The organism is Pantoea sp. SYBGC1 (genome assembly GCF_057197005.1).
On the sequence record NZ_JBXUNM010000001.1, the window covers coordinates 366,797 to 389,930 of the forward strand.

Sequence of the window (23,134 nt, forward strand, 5' to 3'; positions counted from 1 at the left end):
TTAATCCTTCCGGTGACCATAAACGCGCGGCTGAGTGTAGTAGTCAATCAGCGGCACGCAGATATTTGCCAGCAGCACGGCGAACGCCACGCCATCCGGATAGCCGCCAAAGCTGCGGATTAGCCAGACCAGCAGACCGATCAGCGCACCGTAGATCAGTCGTCCCCGGTTAGTGGTCGAGGCGGTAACCGGATCGGTGGCGATAAAGAATGCGCCCAGCATGGTCGCACCCGAAAAGAGGTGAGTGAGCGGTGTATTGAGCGTCTCAGGCGAGAAGATCCAGCCAAGCGTGGCGCACACCGCCAGCGAGGCGAGCATGCTGGCCGGGATATGCCAGCGAATCGCATTTTTTGCCAGCAGCAGCATGCCGCCCAGCAGGTAGCCCAGGTTAACCCACTGCCAGCCGAGTCCCGCCAGTACCCCGGCGTAGATTGGCTGAGCGTGAAGCTCTTCGGCGCTGTGGCCGGCGCGCAGTCCGGTTTTAAACGTATCGAGCGGCGTCGCCTGGCTGATGCCATCTACCCCGAGCTGCAGCTGCTGCATGGTTTCGCCGGCCAGCGTATGGCCGCGAAACACCATACTGAGTGAATCCATCAGATCCGGTTTTACCGCCTGCAGCGCATCGGGCGGCAGCCAGCTGGTCATCTGCACCGGGAAAGAGATCAGGAGCACTACGTAGCCGACCATTGCCGGGTTGAACGGATTCTGACCCAGGCCGCCATAGAGCTGTTTGGCAATCAGAATTGCAAACAGGGTGCCCAGGACAATCAGCCACCAGGGCGCAAGCGGCGGCAGGCTGATCCCGAGCAGCAGCGCCGTCAGCAGGGCTGAGTTATCTGCCAGCACCGGCTTTACGGCGCTGTGGCGCAACCGCAGTATCGCTGCTTCAGTCAGCAGCGCCGTCACAATAGCCAGCACAACCTGGATAAGAAAACCGCTGCCAAAGAAATACCACTGCGCCGCCATGCCGGGCAGGGCCGCCAGTACCACCAGCAGCATAATGTTACCGGTGCTGCGGCGGTTATGGGTGTAGGGAGAGCTTGCGATACGAAAGGCCATTTATTCCTCAGTGGTCGAAGGCTGCTGCTGCGCTTTACGCGCTTTAGCACGGGCGACCGCCGCAGCGATGGCCGCTTTGCGTGGGTCTTCAGGTTCAGGTTCATCAGATACCGCCTGCGGCGGCGAGCTTTCTGACTGCGCGGCCGCTTTTTTCGCTTTGGCGCGGGCGATGGCGGCGGCGACGGCGGCTTTGCGCGGATCGTCTTCCGTTGCCGGCGCAGGCGTTTCGGCGACCGGCTCGTCTGCGGTTGTGGCCTGCGCGGCCGCTTTTTTTGCTTTGGCGCGTGCAATGGCGGCGGCGACGGCGGCTTTGCGCGGATCCTCCTCCGTTGCCGGCGCAGGCGTTTCGGCGACCGGCTCCTCTGCAGTTGTGGCCTGCGCGGCCGCTTTTTTTGCTTTGGCGCGTGCAATGGCGGCGGCGACGGCAGCTTTGCGCGGATCCTCCTCCGTTGCCGGCTCAGGCGTTTCGGCGACCGGCTCCTCTGCGGTTGTGGCCTGCGCGGCCGCTTTTTTCGCTTTGGCGCGGACAATGGCGGCGGCGACGGCGGCTTTGCGCGGATCCTCCTCCGTTGCCGGCTCAGATGCCTCTGCTGCCGGCATCGCAGCAGGAGTGGCCTCAGGACGCTCAGTTGCCGCTTTTTTCGCTTTCGCCCGCGCAATCGCTGCTTCTACTGCCGCTTTACGCGGGTCGCTCTCTGCCGCAGCCTCGCTCTCTGGCTGAGCCGCTTTTTTCGCTTTCGCCCGGGCGATTGCGGCTTCCACCGCCGCTTTACGCGGGTCGCCTGTCTGACGGGTAACCGGCTGCGTCTCTGCCTGGGTTGCTGCCTGCTGCGCCAGCGCCTGTGCGTGACGCGCTTCGCGTTCAGCTATTTCCTGCTCTGGCGTTTTCGCCTGACGCGCTTTAATACGTGCCGCAGCGGCGTCGCGTTCGCCCTTATCGCTGCGCGCAACGCGCTGCTTCGCCTCTTTGTGACGCGCCTCGCGCGCCAGTTTCTCGCGTTCTAACCGTGCCTGACGCGCCTCAAAGCGTGCCTTAGCCTCTGCCGTGCGCTTCGCTTCAAGATCGATGGCACGCAGCTCAGCTTTTTCCTGCCGGTAATACTGAACCAGCGGAATATTGCTCGGGCAGACGTAGGCGCAGGCACCGCATTCAATACAGTCATCGATATTATGCGCGCGCGCTTTTTCATGATCGCCGCCCTGGCTATACCAGTAAAGCTGCTGCGGCAGCAGCTTCGCCGGACAGGCGTCGGCGCAGGCGCTGCAGCGAATGCAGGATTGCTCTTCCTGCGGCGCAGCCATTTCGCTGGCGGCAGGCGCCAGAATACAGTTGGTAATTTTCACAACCGGCACGTCGAGGGAGGGCAGGGTAAAGCCCATCAGCGGCCCGCCCATGATCACCATCTGACGCGGCCCCGGCTGAAAACCGACCTGACGCAGCAGATGACTCACCGGGGTGCCAAGACGACCCCAGACGTTGCGCGGTTGCGCAATCGCGTCGCCGGTCAGCGTGACCACGCGCTCGGTGATGGGTTCACCATCAATAATCGCACGCTTAACCGCCCAGGCGGTGCCGACGTTCTGCATCAGCACGCCAATATCCGTTGAGCGTCCGCCGTGCGGCACTTCCCGCCCGGTCAGGATTTTGGTCAGCTGTTTGGCCCCGCCAGAGGGGTATTTTGTCGGGATAACCCGGATCTCAATATCGCGCTCGCCGCGCAGGGCCTGTTTCAGGGCGGCAATCGCTTCAGGCTTGTTATCTTCAATACCGACCAGAACGCGTTCTGCCTGCAGTACCCAGGCAAGGATCCGGCAGCCTTCCAGCACTTCAGCGGCGTAATCCTGCATCAGCCGGTCGTCAGCGGTGATATAAGGCTCGCACTCTGCGGCATTGATGATTAACGTTTTGACACCCTGCAGGCCGCCACGCAGTTTAGTGGCGGTGGGAAACCCGGCGCCACCCAGGCCCGCTACGCCAGCGCTGTGAATGCGTCGGATAACCTCTTCCCGGCTCAGCGCACGGTAGTCGGGCTGCGCAGCACGTTCAATCCAGCGGTCTTCGCCGTCAGCGCGCAGGAAAATGCACAGCTCTGAGAGCCCGGACGGGTGCGCCGTCATGTGCGGCGCGATAGCCTCTACGGTGCCTGACGTTGGCGCGTGTACGGGCAGCATGCGTCCGCTGCCAAAGGTGAGCGGCTGGCCGCGCAGCACGCGGTCGCCCGGCGAGACACAGATCTCACCCTCATGGCCAATATGCTGTTTCAGGGGGATAACAAACTGTTCAGGCAGCGGCAGCGTGCTCAGCGGCGTACCGTTGGACTGTGTTTTCATTTCCGGCGGATGAATACCGCCCTGAAAATCCCACAGCTTCTCTTTGCGAAACAGATTTAACAGATTAAGCATGATGTTCTGCCGGGATCACTTTTACAGGAATGGTGTTGAGATCCCACTTCCAGCTTGCTGGGGTAGTGGCGACCGGGCGCATTTCAATGCAGTCAGTCGGGCAGGGAGCCACACACAGGTCGCAGCCCGTGCAGACGTCGCTGAGCACGGTGTGCATGGCGCGCGTGGCGCCGACAATCGCATCCACCGGACACGCCTGAATGCACTTGGTGCAGCCGATACAGTTCTCTTCGTCGATCCACGCCACGGTACGCACCGGCGTAAGGGTTTCGGCACCGCCATCGAGCGGCTGCGGCTCAACGTTCAGCAGCTCCGCCAGCCTGAGCATGGTCTGCTCGCCACCCGGAGCGCACTTGTTGATCGCTTCTCCGTTATTGCCGACAGCATCCGCATAGGGACGACATCCGGGGTAGCCGCACTGACCGCACTGGCTTTGTGGCAGTACGGCATCAATCTGTTCGACAATAGGGTCTTCTTCAACTTCAAAGCGGCGCGAAGCGTAGCCGAGCAGGCCACCAAAAATCAGTCCCAGCGCGCTGAGCACAGCGATTGCTATCCAGATAGCGGTCATATCAGAATTTCACCAGACCGGTAAAGCCCATAAACGCCAGCGCCATCAGGCCAGCGGTGATCAGGGCGATAGAGTTACCTTTAAACGGTGCCGGCACGTTAGCCAGCACCAGACGTTCACGCATGCCGGCAAACAGCACCATCACCAGTGAAAAGCCCAGTGAGGCGCTAAAACCGTAGAGCGCAGCCTGCAGAAACGTATGGTTAAGATTAACGCTCAGTAATGGCACACCCAGTACCGCACAGTTGGTGGTGATCAGCGGCAGGAAGATCCCCAGCAGCCGGTAGAGTGACGGACTGGTTTTCCGCACCACCATCTCTGTAAACTGCACCACGACGGCAATCACCAGGATATAGGCCATCGTGCGCAGATAAACCAGATCCAGCGGGATCAGAATCAGATGGTTAACCAGCCAGGCACACACCGAAGCGAGCGTAATAACAAACGTGGTGGCGAGTCCCATGCCAATGGCCGTTTCCAGTTTTTTTGACACGCCCATGAACGGGCAAAGGCCGAGGAATTTGACCAACACGAAGTTGTTCACCAGCACTGTGCCAATAAAGAGAAGCAAGTAATCGGTCATGGTTTAACCCGGGAAGCCTAAAGGCGTTTATTATCCGGAAATGAGAGCTACATCTCAACCTTTACCCCGGCGAGAGCAGCTCTGAAAGCACGCAGAATTAAATTCCTGACGAATTACGCAGCATTACGGGGCAGTGAAGGTCTGTTTAACCCGTCGGGAGCGCTTGAAGTAGGGCACAAACAGGGCCGCGGCCAGCAGCGTCAGAAGCAGGGTCTGCAGCGCTTTGCCGTCTGCAACCGGCGTGAAGGCAAAGGTTTTCAGCGCCAGCACGATGGTCATCAGCAGCCACAGGGTGTAGTGCCGTGGCAGGCGCCGCGAACGTCTGCAGAATATCCAGCATACCCAGATGCTGTAGAGCCAGACCGCAGCGGCCGTCAGCAGGGAGACCAGCCACTGTGATAACAGCAGATTAGCGTGTGAAAACAGCGTGGTACGCAGCTCGCTGTCAAACAGCGGGCGCAGATAAAGCGCGACAACCAGCGCGCTGGTTAGCATGGTCATAATCAGCCAGGCCAGCGGCAGTAACAGCCAGCCCCCAATGCGCGGTGAGTGAACAGATTCAGACATAATTAAACCACATAGCGCCACACTGATTTAGGCACGCAGCCCAGATCGTATAGTCGGCCACCAGAGACCAGTTCAGCACGGCGATGATCGGCAGCACGATACATATTGATGAGGTCATTATCATCAGTCAGCGAATAGTTGAGATGATCGTAGAGTTTTTCCAGACTCTCAAGATTATTCACTTTGCGAAATTTTAGCAGGTAATCCAGCGCAGTCATGATTGCCATTGAACAGAAGAACGAAAGAAGGCTCAAGTATAGGGAGCGCGCCGCTGCTGTCTATATATCGGTGTTAAAAAAATTTAAAATTCAGACCAGGCGGAGTAATTACTTCATCAGCTGCGATTTTTTGAGTGAAGTTTCGGAGTATAACAGCAAAACATCTATTCCACAGACACCTTATTCCCTTTGCTGTGAGAAAATCTAACAGGTGAGAACGGCAACATTTATTGCGTTTATTTTTCGACAATAATTAAGTCATAACAGCTGAATAAGTTAATCAGGCCAGCGTAGCCGCTGACGGAGTGTGCGGGTTATCACAAAATTGCTTATTGCTTTATGAACAACAGCATAACCATTCTTTACGCAGCGGTTGTAATCGCTTCCAGCCCGTTCAAATCTAACCAGTTCTGTTTATTACAGTTATTTGCCCCTTCAGATATTAAAACTCAGCTGTTTTATCCATAAACCTGATGCACTCTGATGATGCCATATGGGCGTAACTCCTTTAAATCATTCTGTTTTGTGAGTTATGTCGCGCTAGTTTTAGCTGAATTACGTCAGGCTTAATCTGCGTTTGTACCCCGACTACACACTCTCTTCAGAGGAATGAAAACTATGTGGAAACGTTTACTCCTTACCGCCATGGTGAGCGCCGCGCTCAGCACGCCGGTGCTGGCCGCTGATATGACAGTGGGATTCTCGCAGGTTGGTTCAGAATCGGGCTGGCGTGCAGCTGAAACCAGCGTCGCGAAAAGCGAAGCTAAAAAGCGCGGCATTACGCTGAAAATTGCTGATGGTCAGCAGAAGCAGGAAAACCAGATTAAAGCAGTACGTTCGTTTATTGCTCAGGGAGTGGACGCCATCTTCATCGCGCCGGTGGTGCAGACCGGCTGGGAACCGGTACTTGAAGAAGCAAAAGATGCCAAAATTCCGGTCTTCCTGCTGGATCGCGCCATTGTCGTGAAGGACAAATCTCTCTATATGGCAGTGGTGACAGCGGACAACGTGCTGGAAGGCAAGCTGATTGGCGACTGGCTGGTAAAAACCGTTGGCGACAAACAGTGTAACGTCGTAGAGCTGCAGGGAACGGTCGGCGCCAGTGTGGCTATCGATCGTAAAAAAGGATTTGCCGAAGCGATAGCCGGACATAATAACATTAAAGTGATCCGTTCTCAGTCCGGTGACTTTACCCGCAGTAAAGGTAAAGAGGTGATGGAGAGCTTTATTAAAGCTGAAAATAACGGCAAAAATATCTGCATGGTCTATGCCCACAATGATGATATGGCAATCGGTGCCATTCAGGCGATAAAAGAAGCGGGCCTGAAGCCAGGCAAAGATATTCTGACCGGTTCAATTGATGGCGTACCGGATATCTATAAAGCGATGCTGGCCGGTGAGGCAAATGCCAACGTCGAGCTGACGCCGGATATGGCCGGACCGGCGTTTGATGCGCTGGAGAAGTTTAAGAAAGATGGCACCATGCCACCTAAAATCATTAAAACGGAGTCGAAGCTCTTCCTGCCGGCGGATGCCCAGACAGAACTCGATAAAAAGAAAAACATGGGTTACTGATCCCCGCAGCCGCCCTGCGGGGCGGCTCTGCTGACATCAGCGAGGTAGAGCCTGATGAGCACCATCAATGATACACCGCTGCTCACGCTGAGCGGCATCAGTAAAAGATTTCCCGGCGTAAAAGCGCTGGATAATGTCTCATTCACTATCCGCAAAGGCGAGATTATGGCGCTGCTGGGTGAGAATGGCGCCGGCAAATCAACGCTGATTAAAGTGCTGACCGGCGTCTATTCACGCGATGCCGGTAGCATCACCCTTAACGGAGAAGCTATCACGCCCCACAGTACGGCGGATGCGCAGCGCGCCGGAATCGGCACGGTCTATCAGGAGGTTAACCTGCTGCCAAATATGTCGGTGGCGGACAACCTCTATATCGGCCGCGAGCCAAAGCGCTTTGGCATGGTCGATCGCCGGAAAATGAACCGTGATGCCGATACGCTGATGCGCAATTACGGCTTCGCGCTGGATGTGACGCGCCCGCTTGGACATTACTCTGTCGCCATGCAGCAGATTATCGCTATCTGCCGCGCGGTCGATCTGTCGGCACAGATACTGATTCTGGATGAGCCTACGGCCAGTCTGGACGCCAGTGAAGTGGAAATGCTGTTTACGCTTATGGCGCAGCTGCGTGCCAGAGGCATGAGTCTGATCTTTGTGACCCACTTTCTTGACCAGGTGTACCGTATTACCGATCGCATTACCGTGTTGCGCAACGGCCAGTTTATCGCCACGCGTGATACCGCTTCGCTACCGCAGATAGAGCTGATTAAGCTGATGCTGGGGCGCGAGCTGCTGGAGACCGCGCTGCAGCGACAGGGCAGCACCCTGCGCAGCGATCAGCCGGTAGTGGCGTTTGAGGATTATGGCAAAAAAGGCACTATTGAACCTTTCAGCCTGCAGGTCAGGCCGGGTGAGGTGGTTGGTCTGGCGGGCCTGCTGGGTTCAGGCCGTACTGAAACCGCAGAGGTGCTGTTTGGCATCCGGCGTGCCGATCGCGGCACCGCGCGTATTAAAGGCAAGCTGCAGACTATTCGTACGCCGGCGCAGGCCTCCCGTCTGGGTATGGGATTCTGTCCTGAAGATCGCAAAACGGATGGCATTATTGGTGCGGCTTCCGTGCGTGAGAATATTATTCTGGCGCTGCAGGCGCAGCGCGGCTGGCTGCGTCCGATTAAGCGCCGCGAGCAGCAGGCGATTGCCGAACGTTTTATTAAAAGCCTCGGCATCCGTACGCCGCATGCCGACCAGCCGATTGAGTTGCTGTCAGGCGGCAATCAGCAGAAGGTACTGCTGTCGCGCTGGCTGGTGACCAAACCGCAGTTTCTGATCCTGGATGAGCCAACGCGCGGCATCGATGTCGGTGCGCACGCTGAGATTATTCGTTTGATCGAGTCGCTCTGCGCGGATGGTCTGGCGCTGCTGGTCATCTCTTCTGAACTGGAAGAGCTGGTTGGCTACGCCGATCGCGTCCTGATTATGCGCGATCTGAAGCAGGTGGCTGAAATTCCACTCGAGCAGCTCTCCGTGGCGTCCATTGTGAACGCTATCGCCGAGGGAGGTGCACAACATGCCTGAATCGTCTATGACACAGTCAAAACCTGAAAGACGTAAGCTGAAGTTGCCACCGGGTATGCCACAGCTTGCGGCACTGATTCTGGTGCTGCTGATTGACAGCCTGGTCGCGAATAACTTTTTTGCCATTCATATTCAGGATGGTCGTCTGTTTGGTAGCCCGATCGATATTCTGAACCGCGCCGCGCCGGTGGCGCTACTCGCCGTGGGCATGACGCTGGTCATCGCTACCGGCGGGATCGATCTCTCTGTGGGCGCAGTAATGGCTATTGCAGGCGCAACCGCAGCCACGCTGACCGTTGCGGGACATAGCCTGGGCGTGATTGTACTGGCAACGCTCGGAACCGGCCTGCTATGTGGCCTGTGGAATGGGGTGCTGGTGGCGCTGCTGAAAATTCAGCCGTTTGTGGCCACGCTTATTCTTATGGTAGCGGGGCGGGGCGTAGCGCAGCTGATTACGCAGGGGCAGATCGTGACGTTTAACAGCGAAAGCCTGGCGTGGTTTGGCAGCGGTTCGCTGCTCTGGTTGCCGGTGCCGGTCTGGATCACGCTGCTGGTGGCGCTGGCTGTCTGGCTGCTGACGCGCAAAACAGCGCTGGGCCTGTTTATCGAAGCGGTAGGTATCAACCTGCGCGCGGCGCGCAACGCAGGCGTCAACGGCTGGCTGGTGGTGATGTCGACCTATGTGATTAGCGGTTTATGTGCTGCGGTGGCCGGGCTGATTGTCGCGGCTGATATCCGGGGTGCTGACGCCAATAACGCCGGCCTGTGGCTGGAGCTGGATGCCATTCTGGCCGTGGTAATTGGCGGAGCCTCGCTGATGGGCGGTCGCTTTAATCTGGTGCTGTCGCTGATTGGCGCACTGATTATCCAGTCGATGAATACCGGGATACTGCTGTCAGGGTTCCCGCCGGAACTGAACCAGGTGGTGAAAGCGGTGGTTGTGATGTGCGTGCTGCTGCTGCAGTCGCCGCGGTTTATCGCCATGCTGAAGGGGAGGCGTTCAAAATGATAAAGCGTCATTTGCCATTGATGATTACGCTGCTGGTGTTTGTGGCGGGGTATCTGTTCTGTCTGAGCCAGTTTCCGGGCTTCGCATCAACACGGGTTATCTGCAATATTCTGACGGATAACGCGTTTCTCGGCATTATCGCCGTGGGCATGACCTTTGTGATTTTGTCCGGCGGGATCGACCTCTCCGTTGGCGCGGTAATCGCCTTTACCGGCGTGTTTCTGGCGCGCATTATCGGTGATTTCCATCTTGATCCGCTGCTGGCGTTTGCCCTGGTTCTTGCGCTGGGGGCGCTGTTTGGCGCCATGATGGGCTGGCTGATTGATGCGCTGAAGATCCCGGCGTTTATTATTACGCTGGCAGGGATGTTTTTTCTGCGCGGCTGCAGTTACCTGGTGTCAGAGAACTCCATTCCGATTGATCATCCCCTTTACGCAACGCTGTCAGGCCTGGCGTGGAAAATCCCCGGCGGCGGGCGGCTGAGCCTGCTGGCGGTAATTATGCTGGTGGTGGTCGCAGGCGGTATTATTCTGGCGCACCGTACCCGATTTGGAAATCAGGTATACGCCATTGGCGGCAATCTTACCTCGGCGCAGCTGATGGGCGTTTCGACCCGCGCGACGACCATTAAGGTGTATATGCTCTCTACAACGCTGGCAACCCTGGCCGGTATTGTGTTCTCTATCTATACCTCCGCCGGTTACGCGCTGGCCGGGCTGGGCGTAGAGCTGGATGCGATTGCTTCGGTAGTGATTGGCGGTACGCTGCTGTCCGGCGGCGTTGGCACCGTGCTCGGCACGCTGTTTGGTGTACTGATTCAGGGACTGATCCAGACGTGGATTAATTTCGACGGCACGCTGAGTTCGTGGTGGACCAAGATTGCTATCGGCATCCTGCTGTTTGCGTTTATCGCGCTGCAGCGCATGTTAACCGTGATGTGGGATCGTCAGCAAAACGCCCCGGTAAAACGCCTCACCCCGTAGGGGGCGTATTCAGCACCATTCTGCCCCGCCGGGCGCGCATTCAGTACCATTCGGTCCCGTAGGGGGCGCATTAATGCGCCCTTGGGCGATACCGGCTCCCGGGCCATGCGCATTCATGCGCCCCTGGGCGATACCGGCTCCCGGGCCATACGCATTCATGCGCCCCTGGCCGAGATCGGCTCCCGGGCCATACGCATTCATGCGTCCCTGGCCGACTACCACGGCCGGTAAAGCCCGGGGCGATCGCAAAGGAACCCGGCGTCCTGCCGATCGGCCGCGCCATCCCTGGCGCGGACGCTTTGCTCTCCGCCCCGGGCTTCACCGGCCTGCCAGCACCCTCGCTCGTTGCCAGAGCCCAATCTTCACACATCAGGTATCCGCTGCCACCAGGGCGGCATTAATGCCGCCCCTACAGCAGACCACCATCATTCTGCCCGTAGGGGGCGCATTCATGCGCCCCTGGCCGAGATCGGCTCCCGGGTCAAACGCATTAATGCCGCCCCTACAGCACACCATCACCATTCTCCCCGTGGGGGGCGCATTTATGCGCCTCTGGCCGAGATCGGCTCCCTGGCCGTTTTTAACCCGCGAATTTCAGGCATTAAAAAGCCGCGACGGTGCGCGGCTCAAGGCTGGGTCAGTAATCAAAATCAGCGGGCTAAACGGTAATAAACTTCGTTCCAGCGCAGCGCGTCCTTAAACGCAGGCAGGCGGGTTTCTTCATCGATCACCATCACTTCAATGCCGTTCAGCTCGCCGTAGAGATACATATCCTCCAGATCCAGCGCCTGGCTGAATACCGTATGGTGCGCGCCGCCGCCGAGGATCCACGCTTCTGACGCAGTTGCCAGCGACGGCTGGGCACGCCACAGCGCGCGGGCAACCGGCAGCTTCGGCAGCGGTTCAGGCTGTTCAATCGCATCCACTACGTTAACCAGCAGGCGGAAACGATCGCCCAGATCAATTACGCTGGCATTGATCGCGCGTCCGGCAGGCGTGGAGAAAATCAGACGCGCCGGATCGGCCTTACCGCCAATTCCCAGGAACTGAACGTCAATCAGCGGCTTCTCCTCTTTGGCAATAGAAGGGCAGACTTCCAGCATATGCGAACCCAGCACCAGATCGTTGCCTGGAGAGAAGTGATAGGTGTAATCCTCCATAAAAGAGGTGCCGCCTGCACGCGTGCCCGCCTGCACTTTGAGAATGTGCAGCAGCGCTGCGGTCTTCCAGTCGCCTTCGCCGGCAAAGCCGTAGCCCTGGCCCATCAAACGCTGCACCGCCAGCCCCGGCAGCTGCGTCATACCGTGCAGCGTCTGGAAGTTGGTCGTGAACGCTTTACAGCCTTCATCCTCCAAAAAGCGCTTCAGGCCCAGCTCAATGCGCGCTGCGTCCAGCACGTTCTGCCGCTTGTCGCCGTTAACGGCTGCCGCCTCGCTGAAGAGATACTGACTTTCATACTCATCGATCAGCGCGCTGACGTCACCGTCGCTGACGCCATTGATCACCTCAACCAGGTCGCCCACGCCCCAGCCGTTAACGGCGTAGCCAAACTGGATCTGTGCGGCAACTTTGTCGCCTTCGGTTACGGCAACTTCCCGCATGTTATCGCCAAAGCGGGCGACTTTAAGCTGCTGGCTGGCCTGTTTTGCCAGCGCGGCGTTGATCCAGCGGGCGATACGCTGCTGGCTGGTACGATCCTGCCAGTGGCCGGTGATGACGTTGTGCTGCAATCCCATGCGGGCGCCGATGAAACCGAACTCGCGGCCGCCGTGTGCGGTCTGGTTCAGGTTCATAAAATCCATATCCATGCTGTCCCACGGGATCTCTGCGTTGAACTGAGTATGGAACTGCAGCAGCGGCTTATTGAGAACGCTCAGTCCGCCGATCCACATTTTTGCCGGCGAAAACGTGTGCAGCCAGGTGATGATGCCGACGCACTGATTGTCGTGATTCGCTGCCCGGCAGAGCGCCAGCGCTTCATCCGGCGATTTGACCAGCGGCTGCAGCACCAGCGGCACCGGCAGCGTGCCAGCCTGATTAAGTCCTTCCATCACCTGACGGGCGTGCTCTTCCACCTGGCGCAACGTTTCCGCGCCGTAGAGGTGCTGTGTACCGATAACAAACCACACCTGCTGTGTGTTATGCTGTTCCATTAAACCACTCCTTTACTGTGCGGATAGGGTGCGCGGCGCGTACTGTGGTTCAGCTGCCTCACACCAGTTTTGATAACGTTGATAGAGCTGCTGATATGCCGCTACGCGCTGTGCGTCGGGCTGCAGCGTGACAGCAACCGGGCTGGCCATCACCTGCTGCGCGGCAGGTACGTCGGGATAGACTTCCGCCGCCACGGCCGCAAAAATTGCCGCGCCCAGCGCGCAGCACTCGTCTGAAGCGACAATATCCAGCGGACGGTTCATCACATCACAACACGCCTGCATAATGGCAGGGGACTTGCGGGCAATCCCCCCCAGCGTCAGGATGCTCTTTACCGGAATCGCCTGCTGCTCAAAACACTCCATAATCGCCCGCGCACCAAACGCCGTGGCGGCGATCAGACCGCCAAACAAAGCCGGCGCATCGGTGCCCAGGTTGAGATCGGTGATCACACCTTTCAGCCGCTGGTTTGCATCCGGGGTGCGGCGTCCGTTAAACCAGTCCAGCACCACCGGCAGATGATCGAGCTGCGGATTAGCGGCCCACGCTTCGGTGAGTTCGCGGATCAGTTCCTGTTGCAGCGCAGCCAGCTGCGGCTGCAGCTCAGGGTGGCGCTGCGCAGCCTGCTGCAGTGGCCAGCCGAGCAGGCGGCTGAACCAGGCGTAGATATCGCCAAAAGCAGACTGGCCCGCTTCGCAGCCAATGGCGCCGGGGACGACGCTGCCGTCGACCTGGCCGCAGATGCCCCGGATAGCGCGATCGCCGACGGTTTCGCTGTCTGCAATCAGAATGTCGCAGGTCGATGTACCGATAACTTTAACCAGCGTGTAGGGCTGAGCACCGGCACCAACCGCACCCATGTGGCAGTCAAAGGCGCCGCCAGAGATGACCACCTGTTCAGATAACCCAAGGCGGGCAGCCCATTCAGCGCTCAGCGTGCCAACCGGCAGGTCAGCGGTCCAGGTATCGGTAAACAGCGGCGAGTCGAGCTGTTCTGTCAGCATTGGATCAAGTGCGTTGAGAAAAGCCACGTCCGGCAGGCCCTGCCACTCCGGATGCCAGAGCGATTTATGCCCGGCAGCGCAGCGCCCGCGGCGCAGCTTATCGGGGGCGGTCGTGCCGCTTAGCAGCGCCGGCACCCAGTCGCAGAGTTCAACCCAGGAGACCGCAGCCTCCCGCACGGCCGCATCCTCCCGCGAGACGTGTAAGATTTTGGCCCAGAACCATTCCGATGAGTAAATGCCGCCGATATAGCGGGTGTAATCGGTAAAGCGCCCGCTGTGGCAGAGACGGGTGATCTCTTCAGCTTCCTCGATCGCGGTGTGATCTTTCCACAGCACAAACATGGCGTTGGGATTCGCCGCAAATTCCGGACGCAGCGCCAGTACATTGCCGTTGCGATCGACAGGGGCCGGTGTTGATCCGGTTGTATCCACGCCGATCCCGGCAACCGCAGCGCGCTGCGCGGGCGTTAACGCCTGAATCACGCTGACCAGCGCCTGTTCCAGCGCATCGATATAGTCCTGCGGATGATGACGAAACCGGTTGGCGTGCGCGTCGCAAAACTCGCCCTGCGCCCAGCGCGGATAGTTGACCACCGCTTTTTCCAGCTCTTTGCCGCTGTGGCAGTCAACCGCCAGCGCACGCACCGAGTCACTGCCAAAATCCAGCCCAATTGTTATGGCGCCAGCACCCATCGGGATTCTCCTGTGTGAGTTATCTGGGTTCTATCCTGCGAGGCAATGCCATAAGCCGTTAGTCATCAGCGGCTGAGAATATGTACTTTTCTGTCATCGGAGAGGTTGTGTGATCGGCCGCAAAAGTCAGGCACCGATTAATTTTGCTGAATGTATGGATATTTTTGCCTTCGTTTTGCTATGTGATACCGCTCTACATTTTGCGCCGCGTTTCCCGCTACAACTAGCCCAGCGTTTGCACAGCCTTTCAGCAATCCTTGAGCTAACGCGCTGATTTTGCGCTGTACCCAAAAGCAGAATTCAGATGGTAGCGTTTACACAAAAACGTTAATAACAGCGATAAAACACCATTGTGCCGGAGAGCATCATGCATAAATTCACTAAAGCGCTGGCGGCCGTCAGCCTCGCCGCGGTTATGTCACATTCCGCTATCGCCGAGACGATGAAGCTCGGTTTTCTTGTTAAACAGCCAGAGGAGCCGTGGTTCCAGACCGAATGGAAATTTGCCGACAAAGCGGGCAAGGATCTGGGTTTTGAGGTGATTAAAATTGCTGTACCTGATGGTGAAAAAACGCTTAACGCCATCGACAGCCTGGCGGCCAGCGGCGCAAAAGGGTTTGTCATCTGCACCCCCGATCCCAAACTCGGGTCGGCCATTATGGCAAAAGCGCGCAGCTACGATCTGAAAGTGATTGCGGTAGATGACCAGTTTGTCACAGCGAAAGGCAAGCCAATGGAGACCGTTCCGCTGGTGATGATGGCGGCAACGAAGATCGGCGAACGTCAGGGTCAGGAACTCTATAAAGAGATGCAGAAGCGCGGCTGGGACGTTAAAGAGACCGCGGTGATGGCGATCACCGCTAACGAGCTGGATACGGCGCGTCGCCGTACCGGTGGCTCTATGGCGGCCCTGAAAGCAGCAGGCTTCCCTGAGAAGCAGATTTATCAGGTTCCTACCAAATCCAACGATATTCCCGGCGCGTTTGATGCCGGTAACTCCCTGCTGGTGCAGCACCCGGAAGTCAAACACTGGCTGATTGTCGGTATGAACGATAACACCGTGCTGGGTGGCGTGCGCGCCACTGAAGGCCAGGGTTTTAAAGCGCCAGATGTGATTGGTATCGGCATCAACGGCGTGGATGCGATCAGCGAACTCTCTAAAGGCTCTGCGACCGGTTTCTATGGTTCGCTGCTGCCCAGCCCGGACGTTCACGGTTATAAGAGCAGCCAGATGCTCTACAACTGGGTCACTAAAGGCGAAGAGCCCGCCAGATTTACTGAGGTGACGGATGTGGTGCTGATCACCCGCGATAACTTCAAAACCGAACTGGCGAAGAAAGGATTGATGTAACGCACAGGGTGCGCATTTATGCGCACCTGAAATCCGACAGGCACTATCAGGAGTTTCCATGGAGACCGATCAGGCATTTCTCTCTTTTCATGGCATCAGCAAAACCTTTCCTGGCGTAAAAGCCCTGCAGGATATCGGTTTTGAGTGCCGCGCCGGTGAGGTGCACGCGCTGATGGGCGAAAACGGCGCGGGAAAATCGACGCTGCTGAAAATTCTCAGCGGCAGCTACCAGCCTACAAGTGGCGAAATCCGTATCAAAGGCGAGGCGAAGCGCTTCAGTAATACGGTTGAGGCGCTGGATGCCGGCGTCGCTATCATCTACCAGGAGCTGCACCTGGTGCCGGAAATGAGCGTGGCGGAGAATATCTATCTCGGCCAGCTGCCGCATAAACGCGGCCTGGTAAACCGCAAGCTGCTGCGCTACGAAGCGGGACTGCAGCTGAAAAATCTCGGGATGGATATCGATCCCGACATGCCGCTGAAATATCTGTCGCTGGGGCAGTGGCAGATGGTGGAGATCGCCAAGGCGCTGGCGCGCAATGCCCGCATTATTGCCTTTGATGAGCCGACCAGCTCACTCTCAGCCCGTGAAATTGAGCATCTGTTTCGCGTTATCCGTCAGCTGCGCGCTGAAGGACGGGTGGTGCTGTATGTGTCGCACCGCATGGAGGAGATTTTTGCCCTGAGCGATGCGATTACCGTGTTTAAAGATGGCCGCTATGTGCGCACCTTTACGGATATGCCCAACACCCATCATGACGATCTGGTCGAGGCGATGGTCGGGCGCAACCTGGGTGACATCTATGGCTATGCGCCCCGCGAGCTGGGCGCGGTGCGTCTTCAGCTCGACCAGGTCGAGGCGAAAGGGGTGCGCATGCCCATCTCGTTCAGCGTGCGCGCCGGAGAAATTGTAGGACTGTTTGGTCTGGTGGGCGCCGGACGCAGCGAGCTGATGAAAGGACTGTTTGGCGCCACGCAGCTGCGCAGCGGCACGGTTTCGCTTGATGGCAGGCCGCTCGCGATCCGTCAGCCGATCGACGCTATCCGGGCGGGCATTATGCTCTGTCCCGAAGATCGCAAAGCGGAAGGCATTATTCCGGTGCATTCCGTGCGGGAGAACATCAATATCAGCGCGCGGCGGCATAACCTTACGGCGGGCTGCCTGATCAAGCCCGGCTGGGAGACGAAAAACGCAGAAAGCCATATCCGTTCACTCAATATCAAAACGCCTGGCCCGCACCAGCTGATCATGAATCTCTCCGGTGGCAACCAGCAAAAGGCGATTCTGGGCCGCTGGCTCTCAGAAGAGATGAACGTGATCATGCTGGATGAGCCGACGCGCGGTATTGACGTTGGCGCAAAACATGAGATCTACAACCTGATTTATCAACTGGCAGGCAAAGGGATTGCGGTGCTGTTTGCATCGAGCGATCTGCCCGAAGTCATGGGCCTCGCCGACCGCATTATTGTCATGCGCGAAGGTGAAATTGCCGGAGAACTGACGCACGACACGGCAACCGAACAGCTGACGCTCAGTCTGGCGATGCCGAAAACCCCTCAAACGGCCGCCGTGGCCTGATGTACAGGAGAGCAACAATGGCTTCATCTACCACTTCCAACACGCCACCGGTGCAGCGCAGCGGCCTGCAGCTGGGGCGTATCTGGGATAATTTCGGCATGCTGGTGGTTTTTGCACTGCTGTTTATTGTCTGCGCCATTTTTGTGCCGAACTTCGGCACCTTTATCAATATGAAAGGGCTGGGCCTGGCGATGTCGATGTCCGGCATGGTGGCCTGCGGTATGCTGTTCTGCCTGGCGTCGGGAGACTTTGATCTCTCCATCGCCTCGGTTATCGCCTGCGCCGGCGTAGTGACGGCGGTGGTGATCAACATGACCGAAAGCCTGTGGATTGGCGTGGCTGCCGGGCTGCTGCTTGGTATGGCAACCGGTTTTGTTAACGGATTCGTTATCGCCCGGCTGAAAATCAATGCCCTGATCACCACGCTGGCAACGATGCAGATTGTGCGCGGCCTGGCCTATATCTTCTCTGACGGTAAAGCGGTAGGGATTGAAGATGAGCGCTTTTTTGCGCTGGGTTATGCCAACTGGCTGGGCGTGCCGGCGCCTATCTGGCTCACGATTGCTACCATGATCGCGTTTGGCTTCCTGCTGAATAAAACCACCTTTGGTCGCAATACGCTGGCGATTGGCGGCAATGAAGAAGCCGCCCGGCTGGCCGGCGTGCCGGTGGTGCGGACCCGCATCATTATCTTTATCCTTTCCGGGCTGGTTTCAGCGGCGGCGGGCATTATTCTGGCCTCGCGCATGACCAGCGGTCAGCCCATGACCTCGCTGGGCTATGAGCTGATTGTGATCTCTGCCTGCGTGCTGGGCGGCGTCTCGCTGAAAGGCGGCATCGGTAAAATTTCTTATGTGGTAGCGGGGGTGCTGATCCTGGGCACCGTAGAGAATGCGATGAATTTACTGAATATCTCGCCATTCTCACAGTATGTCGTGCGTGGTCTGATACTGTTAGCCGCAGTGATTTTCGATCGCTACAAACAGAAAAACAGAGCCGTTTGATTCCGTCGGCGCAACGGGTGTTGCGCCGCGCGTCATGCAGAGAGTGAGGGCACTATGTACCATCGCGAACCCCCCAGTGAACAACAGAACCCCCTGCTGCCGGGCTATCCGTTTAACGCCTGGCTGGTCGCGGGACTTACGCCGATTAACGCGCAGGAGCCGCTCGATTTTTTTATCGACCGTCCGCTGGGGATGAAGGGCTATATTCTTAACCTCACCATTCGCGGTAAAGGCCGGGTCTTCGATGGCGAATCCGCCTTTGACTGTGAGCCGGGCGATCTGCTGCTGTTTCAGCCGAAAACGCCCCATTATTATGGACGGGCGCCCGATAGCCCGTGCTGGCACCATCGCTGGGTCTATTTCCGGCCGCGCGCCTACTGGATTGACTGGCTGGAGTGGCAGGAGCAGAAGCAGGGCGTGGGCCGGCTGCGCCTGACCGAAGCGTTATGCGGCGAGTTCGATCGCCTGTTTGCCAGTATTGAGCAGACCCATAATTCCGGTCGCCGCTTTGCTGAAGAGCTGGCCATGAACCTGCTGGAGCGTCTGCTGCTGCGTGCGGTGGAAGAGGATCCGCGCAGCCATCAGCAAATCCGCGATCCGCGCGTGATTGAAGCCTGCCAGTACGTAACCAACCACCTTGCCAGCGAAGTCAAAATTGAAGAGGTGGCTCGGCATGTCTGTTTATCTCCTTCGCGGCTGGCGCATCTGTTTCGCGAACAGATGGGCATTAATCTGCTGCGCTGGCGAGAAGATCAGCGGGTGATACGCGCCAAGCTGCTGCTGCAGACCACACAGGAGCCTATCGCCTCCGTGGGGCGGGAGGTGGGCTATGACGATCAGCTCTACTTTTCGCGCGTATTCCGTAAACGCACAGGCGTCAGCCCGAGTGATTTCCGCCGCCGCAGTCAGGATGCGCACGACGCGCTCGAAGCGCAGCAGAACTGGCCGGAATCCGGCCGGGCGATCTCTTTCAGCTGATTCCGCCTTGTTCTCACCGGCTGATTCGTCTTAAATCAGTCTGGTATATGACAAAAGGAGTGAGAATGAGCGATAAACTACGTGTCGGCCTGATGGGTTATGGTTTCGCCAGTAAAACCTTTCATGCCCCCTTAATCGCCGGAACAGCTGAAATGGAACTGGCAGCGATCTCCAGCAGTGATGCCGGTAAAGTGCACGCTGACTGGCCCTCCGTACAGGTCGCCGCCGATCCGCAGGCGCTGCTGGACGATCCCACCCTGCAGCTGATTGTGATCCCCACCCCCAATGACACCCATTTTCCGCTGGCCAAAGCGGCCCTGAATGCCGGCAAGCATGTGGTTGTTGATAAACCATTTACCGTCACGCTCTCGCAGGCGCGTGAGCTTGATCAGCTGGCAAAATCGAGAGGGTTGCTGCTCTCGGTCTTCCATAACCGCCGCTGGGACAGCGATTTTCTGACGCTAAAAACGCTGCTCGGCGAGGGCACGCTGGGCGAGGTACGCTATCTGGAGTCGCATTTTGACCGCTTCCGCCCGGAAGTGCGCCAGCGCTGGCGCGAAATGAAAGGGCCGGGCAGCGGTATCTGGTTTGACCTCGGCCCGCACGTGCTGGATCAGGCGCTGCAGCTGTTTGGCATGCCGGTGGCGATCAATGTGGACATGGCAGAGCTGCGCCCGGGCGCGCAAACCACTGACTACTTTCACGCGGTGCTGACCTATCCGACGCGTCGCGTGGTGCTGCACGCCAGCATGCTGGTGGCAGCAGAGTCACCGCGCTTTGTGGTACATGGCACGCGTGGCAGCTACGTAAAGTATGGCCTCGATCCGCAGGAGGATCGTCTGAAATCGGGCGCCAGACCGCCGCAGCAGGAGTGGGGCTACGACATGCGTAACGGCACGCTGACGCTGGCAGAAGGCGATATGCTGGTGGAACAGGAGCTGCTGACGCAGCCGGGTAACTATCCGGCCTACTATGCGGCAATCCGCGATGCGATAGCCGGCACGGGGCAGAACCCGGTGCGGGCTGAAGAGGCGATACAGGTCATGGAGCTGATTGAGCTGGGTCTGCAGTCTGCAGAGAAGCGTCAGACAATGTCACCACGCTGATGTTTCGCGCCGCCCTGCGGCGGCGCGTGTTTCAGCTTTAGCCCGCTACGCGCTGGCGCAGCGCCGTTTTCTCCGCTTCGCTCAGAAACGCAATCGCTACGCCATTCTCCTGCGCCTGGCGGATCTCTGCCGGCGTGAGACCTGCTGCAGGGGCCGCAACCTCATATTCATGCGCCAGCTCCACGCCCTGAACCGCCGGATCGTCAGTATTCAGCGTGGCCAGAATGCCGTGCTGCAGAAATGCTTTCAGCGGGTGTTTCTCCAGCGAGGAGACGGTGCTGGTCTGAATATTTGAGGTCAGGCAGGATTCGATGCCGATACGCTGCTCAGCCAGGAAATCCATCAGCGCGCGATCCTCTATCGCTTTAACGCCGTGACCGATACGCTCCGCGCCCAGTTCACGAATCGCCTGCCAGATACTCTCCGGACCCGCCGCTTCGCCGGCGTGTACGGTGATACGGAAGCCGGCGTCACGCGCCCGGTTGAAGTGGCTCAGAAACTCACTGCCGGGGAAGCCCAGCTCATCGCCGGCCAGATCCACGGCGGTGATGCCGTCGCGATGGGCCAGCAATCCTTCCAGCTCGCGCAGGCACGCCTCTTCGCCAAAGGTGCGGCTCATAATGCCAATCAGATTAACATCCACACCGTACTGCTTCACGCCTGCGCGTACGCCGTCAATCACCGCTTCTGTCACGCCCGCCACCGGCAGGTTATGGGTCATCGCCATATAGCCCGGCGAGAAGCGCAGTTCTGCATAGTGAATGCCGGCACGCGCCGCATCTTCAACGTTTTCCAGCGCAATGCGACGGCAGGCGTCGAGATCGCCCAGCACTTTGACGCCCCAGTCGAGCTTTTGCAGAAAACTCACCAGATCGGGCTCGTTTGCGGTGACCTGCACGTGAGGGCGCAGCGCGTCAAGAGAGCTGGCGGGCAGAGAGAGATTAAACTGGCGGCCGAGATCGAGAATAGTTTGGGCGCGGATATTGCCATCAAGGTGGCGGTGAATATCGGTAAGAGGAAGCTGCTGGTCGATCATGGCGCACTCGCTTGTCAGGAATAAAGTGCAGAGCATTATAAAAATATCTTGCGCAACTGCGCCAGCGATTTGCGCAAAGCAGGATGCAGATGGTGAATATTAAAGCGGTAAAGCGCCGCTTCTTCCCGCAGGATGAAGCGGCGCGCAGTGCCGGTTACTGCGGCATACCTTCACTGGTTGGCATACCCAGCATATAGCGGGAGAGGAACTGCTCCAGTGACATCTTGTCGCCGTTCATCGTTACCTGCCCGTTTGCATACTGCAGGCTGGTCACAATGTTATTATCCTGCTGCTGCGTCAGACGGAACATCTGACCCATCGCCGCCACGCCTTTAACCTGCTGATCCGCCAGCTTCTGCGCATCGTCGCCCTGATATCCCTCGGCCAGGCCGACATGACGCATCGCTTCTGTCGCCATTGGCATATTGATATTCAGTTTGCCATCCAGCGTTTTCAGCATACGATCTACCGCAGCACCCAGGCTCTGCGCCTCGCCGCTGACGGCAGCGGGATCGTTGAAGCCGATGTTCAGGTTGAACGTGCTCTCACCCTTATCATTTTTCCAGCTCAGCGGCGCAATGCTGACCGCCGGCGCGCCTTTCAGCAGCAGCGGCAGGTTGTTACGCAGAATGGTCTGCACGCTGGCCTGATAGCGAATCGGATCGTCGGCAACACCCGGCTGGCGCAGCAGATCCTGCATCTGCGCGTTGTAGGTGTCGGAGAAGGTTTTCACCGCCTGCGCATCAAACTGCGAAAATTTCATCGCCAGGCGCGCTTCACCAAACGGCTGCTGCTGCAGGTTGATATCACCCACTTTATAATCGATAGTGCCGCCAATTTTGCCCTCTTTATTGTCAAAAGAGGATTTACCGTCGATTTTCTGCAGCGTCATTCCCTGCTGGCCGTTGATGCTGGCTTCCAGTTTATCCAGCGTGATGGTCTGATCGCCCACGCGCACGCCTTCCGGGCTCAGGTGAGTATCACCGCCCAGCGCCAGACCGTTAAGCGTAAACAGCACTGGCTGCTCCAGCTGGTTTTTACTGGTAACGGCAATGCTGGAGAACTCACCTTTCAGGCTGACTTTATCACCTTTGCTGTCGGCGCTGACGTCGAGCTTACCGCCATTGGTGGCCAGCCGGTCACCGGTCTGCGCATTGCTGTAATCCACCGGCAACAGCGTCAGTGCCGTATCGGTAGCCCCGCTGTAGCCGATGCGCGTATCGGCGGCGACCAGTGATTTGCCGTCGGTCAGCGCGAACAGCTTTTTCACCGCATCGGTATTAGCAAGCTCGGAATGCACCGAGGCCATCGCGGGCAGAATATTGCCGCGCTTCAGTTGCGCAAAGGGGAAAGGACCGTGATCGATGGTCTCATTCAGCACAATGGTCTGGCCCGGCTTAAGCAGCGGATTATCCACCGTTTGTGAACTCGCCTGAATAACCAGTTTCGTGCTGCTGCTGAACAGACCGCGCTGATAGTCCTGATAGCTCAGCGTCAGGCGGCTGTTGGGGGACCAGGTGTTAATCTGGCTGTTGGCCTGTTGCAGCATCTCATCCTTGTGGCTCTCAATCTGCTTGCCGGTAAACCACGCTGCGCCGGTCCAAACCACACCGAGCGCGACAATCACACCTGCTGCAACCTGAGTCTTTTTCATCGCTGAGTCATCCTTATCCTTGCGTCCGCGTC

Annotated in this window: 19 protein-coding genes; 9 read left to right on the plus strand and 10 right to left on the minus strand. The window is 58.0% G+C overall.

The window, feature by feature from the left end; genetic code table 11:
• From rsxD to ydgT, 6 genes are all read right to left on the minus strand, one after another.
• A complete protein-coding gene (gene rsxD, locus AC2CF9_RS01790; protein ID WP_484556108.1) occupies window positions 1-1,059 on the minus strand; it encodes an electron transport complex subunit RsxD in 1,059 nt (352 codons plus the stop codon).
• Window positions 1,060-3,462, minus strand: coding sequence for an electron transport complex subunit RsxC (rsxC, locus tag AC2CF9_RS01795; protein WP_484556109.1), 2,403 nt, complete (start codon window positions 3,460-3,462; stop codon window positions 1,060-1,062).
• Complete coding sequence (rsxB, locus tag AC2CF9_RS01800) at window positions 3,455-4,033, minus strand: electron transport complex subunit RsxB (protein ID WP_150016071.1); 579 nt, start codon at window positions 4,031-4,033, stop codon at window positions 3,455-3,457. Before rsxB ends, rsxC begins: the two co-directional genes overlap by 8 nt.
• A gap of 1 nt (window position 4,034) precedes the next feature.
• The gene (gene rsxA, locus AC2CF9_RS01805; protein ID WP_065649440.1) at window positions 4,035-4,616 is read right to left on the minus strand and encodes an electron transport complex subunit RsxA; all 582 of its coding nucleotides are present in this window, start codon (window positions 4,614-4,616) and stop codon (window positions 4,035-4,037) included.
• A 123-nt stretch (window positions 4,617-4,739) separates the two neighbouring features.
• Window positions 4,740-5,183: a DUF2569 domain-containing protein gene (locus AC2CF9_RS01810; protein WP_484556110.1), complete on the minus strand. Its 444-nt coding sequence runs from the start codon at window positions 5,181-5,183 to the stop codon at window positions 4,740-4,742.
• 2 nt (window positions 5,184-5,185) lie between these two features.
• Window positions 5,186-5,401: a transcription modulator YdgT gene (gene ydgT / locus AC2CF9_RS01815; RefSeq protein ID WP_150016073.1), complete on the minus strand. Its 216-nt coding sequence runs from the start codon at window positions 5,399-5,401 to the stop codon at window positions 5,186-5,188.
• Window positions 5,402-6,019: 618 nt separating this feature from the next.
• Between ydgT and ytfQ the strand changes: the two genes are divergently transcribed.
• From ytfQ to yjfF, 4 genes are read left to right on the plus strand one after another with little or no spacing between them, the layout of a single operon-like run.
• On the plus strand, window positions 6,020-6,976 hold the full coding sequence (gene ytfQ / locus AC2CF9_RS01820) for a galactofuranose ABC transporter, galactofuranose-binding protein YtfQ (RefSeq protein WP_071668782.1): 957 nt from the start codon (window positions 6,020-6,022) through the stop codon (window positions 6,974-6,976).
• A gap of 54 nt (window positions 6,977-7,030) precedes the next feature.
• Window positions 7,031-8,551, plus strand: coding sequence for a galactofuranose ABC transporter, ATP-binding protein YtfR (ytfR, locus tag AC2CF9_RS01825; RefSeq protein ID WP_484556111.1), 1,521 nt, complete (start codon window positions 7,031-7,033; stop codon window positions 8,549-8,551).
• Between the two features lie 7 nt (window positions 8,552-8,558).
• Window positions 8,559-9,560, plus strand: coding sequence for a galactofuranose ABC transporter, ATP-binding protein YtfT (gene ytfT / locus AC2CF9_RS01830; RefSeq protein ID WP_370513317.1), 1,002 nt, complete (start codon window positions 8,559-8,561; stop codon window positions 9,558-9,560).
• A complete protein-coding gene (gene yjfF, locus AC2CF9_RS01835; protein ID WP_484556112.1) occupies window positions 9,557-10,543 on the plus strand; it encodes a galactofuranose ABC transporter, permease protein YjfF in 987 nt (328 codons plus the stop codon). Before ytfT ends, yjfF begins: the two co-directional genes overlap by 4 nt.
• 650 nt (window positions 10,544-11,193) lie before the next feature.
• On the opposite strand, the gene araA is transcribed toward yjfF, so the two are convergent.
• Window positions 11,194-12,696: an L-arabinose isomerase gene (gene araA / locus AC2CF9_RS01840; RefSeq protein ID WP_484556113.1), complete on the minus strand. Its 1,503-nt coding sequence runs from the start codon at window positions 12,694-12,696 to the stop codon at window positions 11,194-11,196.
• 12 nt (window positions 12,697-12,708) lie between these two features.
• Window positions 12,709-14,394: a ribulokinase gene (locus AC2CF9_RS01845; RefSeq protein ID WP_150016078.1), complete on the minus strand. Its 1,686-nt coding sequence runs from the start codon at window positions 14,392-14,394 to the stop codon at window positions 12,709-12,711.
• 367 nt (window positions 14,395-14,761) lie between these two features.
• Here AC2CF9_RS01845 and AC2CF9_RS01850 point away from each other — a divergent pair, with 367 nt between their 5' ends.
• The 5 genes from AC2CF9_RS01850 (at window position 14,762) to AC2CF9_RS01870 (ending at window position 20,412) form a co-directional block, all read left to right on the plus strand.
• A complete protein-coding gene (locus AC2CF9_RS01850; RefSeq protein WP_150016079.1) occupies window positions 14,762-15,745 on the plus strand; it encodes an arabinose ABC transporter substrate-binding protein in 984 nt (327 codons plus the stop codon).
• 58 nt (window positions 15,746-15,803) lie between these two features.
• Entirely contained in the window at window positions 15,804-17,324 is a 1,521-nt protein-coding gene (araG, locus tag AC2CF9_RS01855) for an L-arabinose ABC transporter ATP-binding protein AraG (RefSeq protein ID WP_484556114.1), read from the plus strand.
• 17 nt (window positions 17,325-17,341) lie between these two features.
• Window positions 17,342-18,328 carry an L-arabinose ABC transporter permease AraH gene (gene araH / locus AC2CF9_RS01860; protein ID WP_039384220.1) on the plus strand — a complete coding sequence of 329 codons (987 nt, stop codon included), beginning with the start codon at window positions 17,342-17,344 and terminating at the stop codon, window positions 18,326-18,328.
• Window positions 18,329-18,382: 54 nt separating this feature from the next.
• Window positions 18,383-19,306: an arabinose operon transcriptional regulator AraC gene (gene araC, locus AC2CF9_RS01865; RefSeq protein WP_484556115.1), complete on the plus strand. Its 924-nt coding sequence runs from the start codon at window positions 18,383-18,385 to the stop codon at window positions 19,304-19,306.
• 65 nt (window positions 19,307-19,371) lie between these two features.
• Window positions 19,372-20,412 (plus strand): oxidoreductase, encoded by a 1,041-nt coding sequence (locus tag AC2CF9_RS01870; protein ID WP_484556116.1) that lies wholly within the window; start codon window positions 19,372-19,374, stop codon window positions 20,410-20,412.
• Between the two features lie 37 nt (window positions 20,413-20,449).
• Here AC2CF9_RS01870 and add read toward each other — a convergent pair whose 3' ends face one another.
• The gene (gene add, locus AC2CF9_RS01875; protein WP_150016614.1) at window positions 20,450-21,448 is read right to left on the minus strand and encodes an adenosine deaminase; all 999 of its coding nucleotides are present in this window, start codon (window positions 21,446-21,448) and stop codon (window positions 20,450-20,452) included.
• 154 nt (window positions 21,449-21,602) lie between these two features.
• Entirely contained in the window at window positions 21,603-23,102 is a 1,500-nt protein-coding gene (locus AC2CF9_RS01880; RefSeq protein ID WP_484556117.1) for a YdgA family protein, read from the minus strand.
• Between the last annotated feature and the right edge of the window lie 32 nt (window positions 23,103-23,134).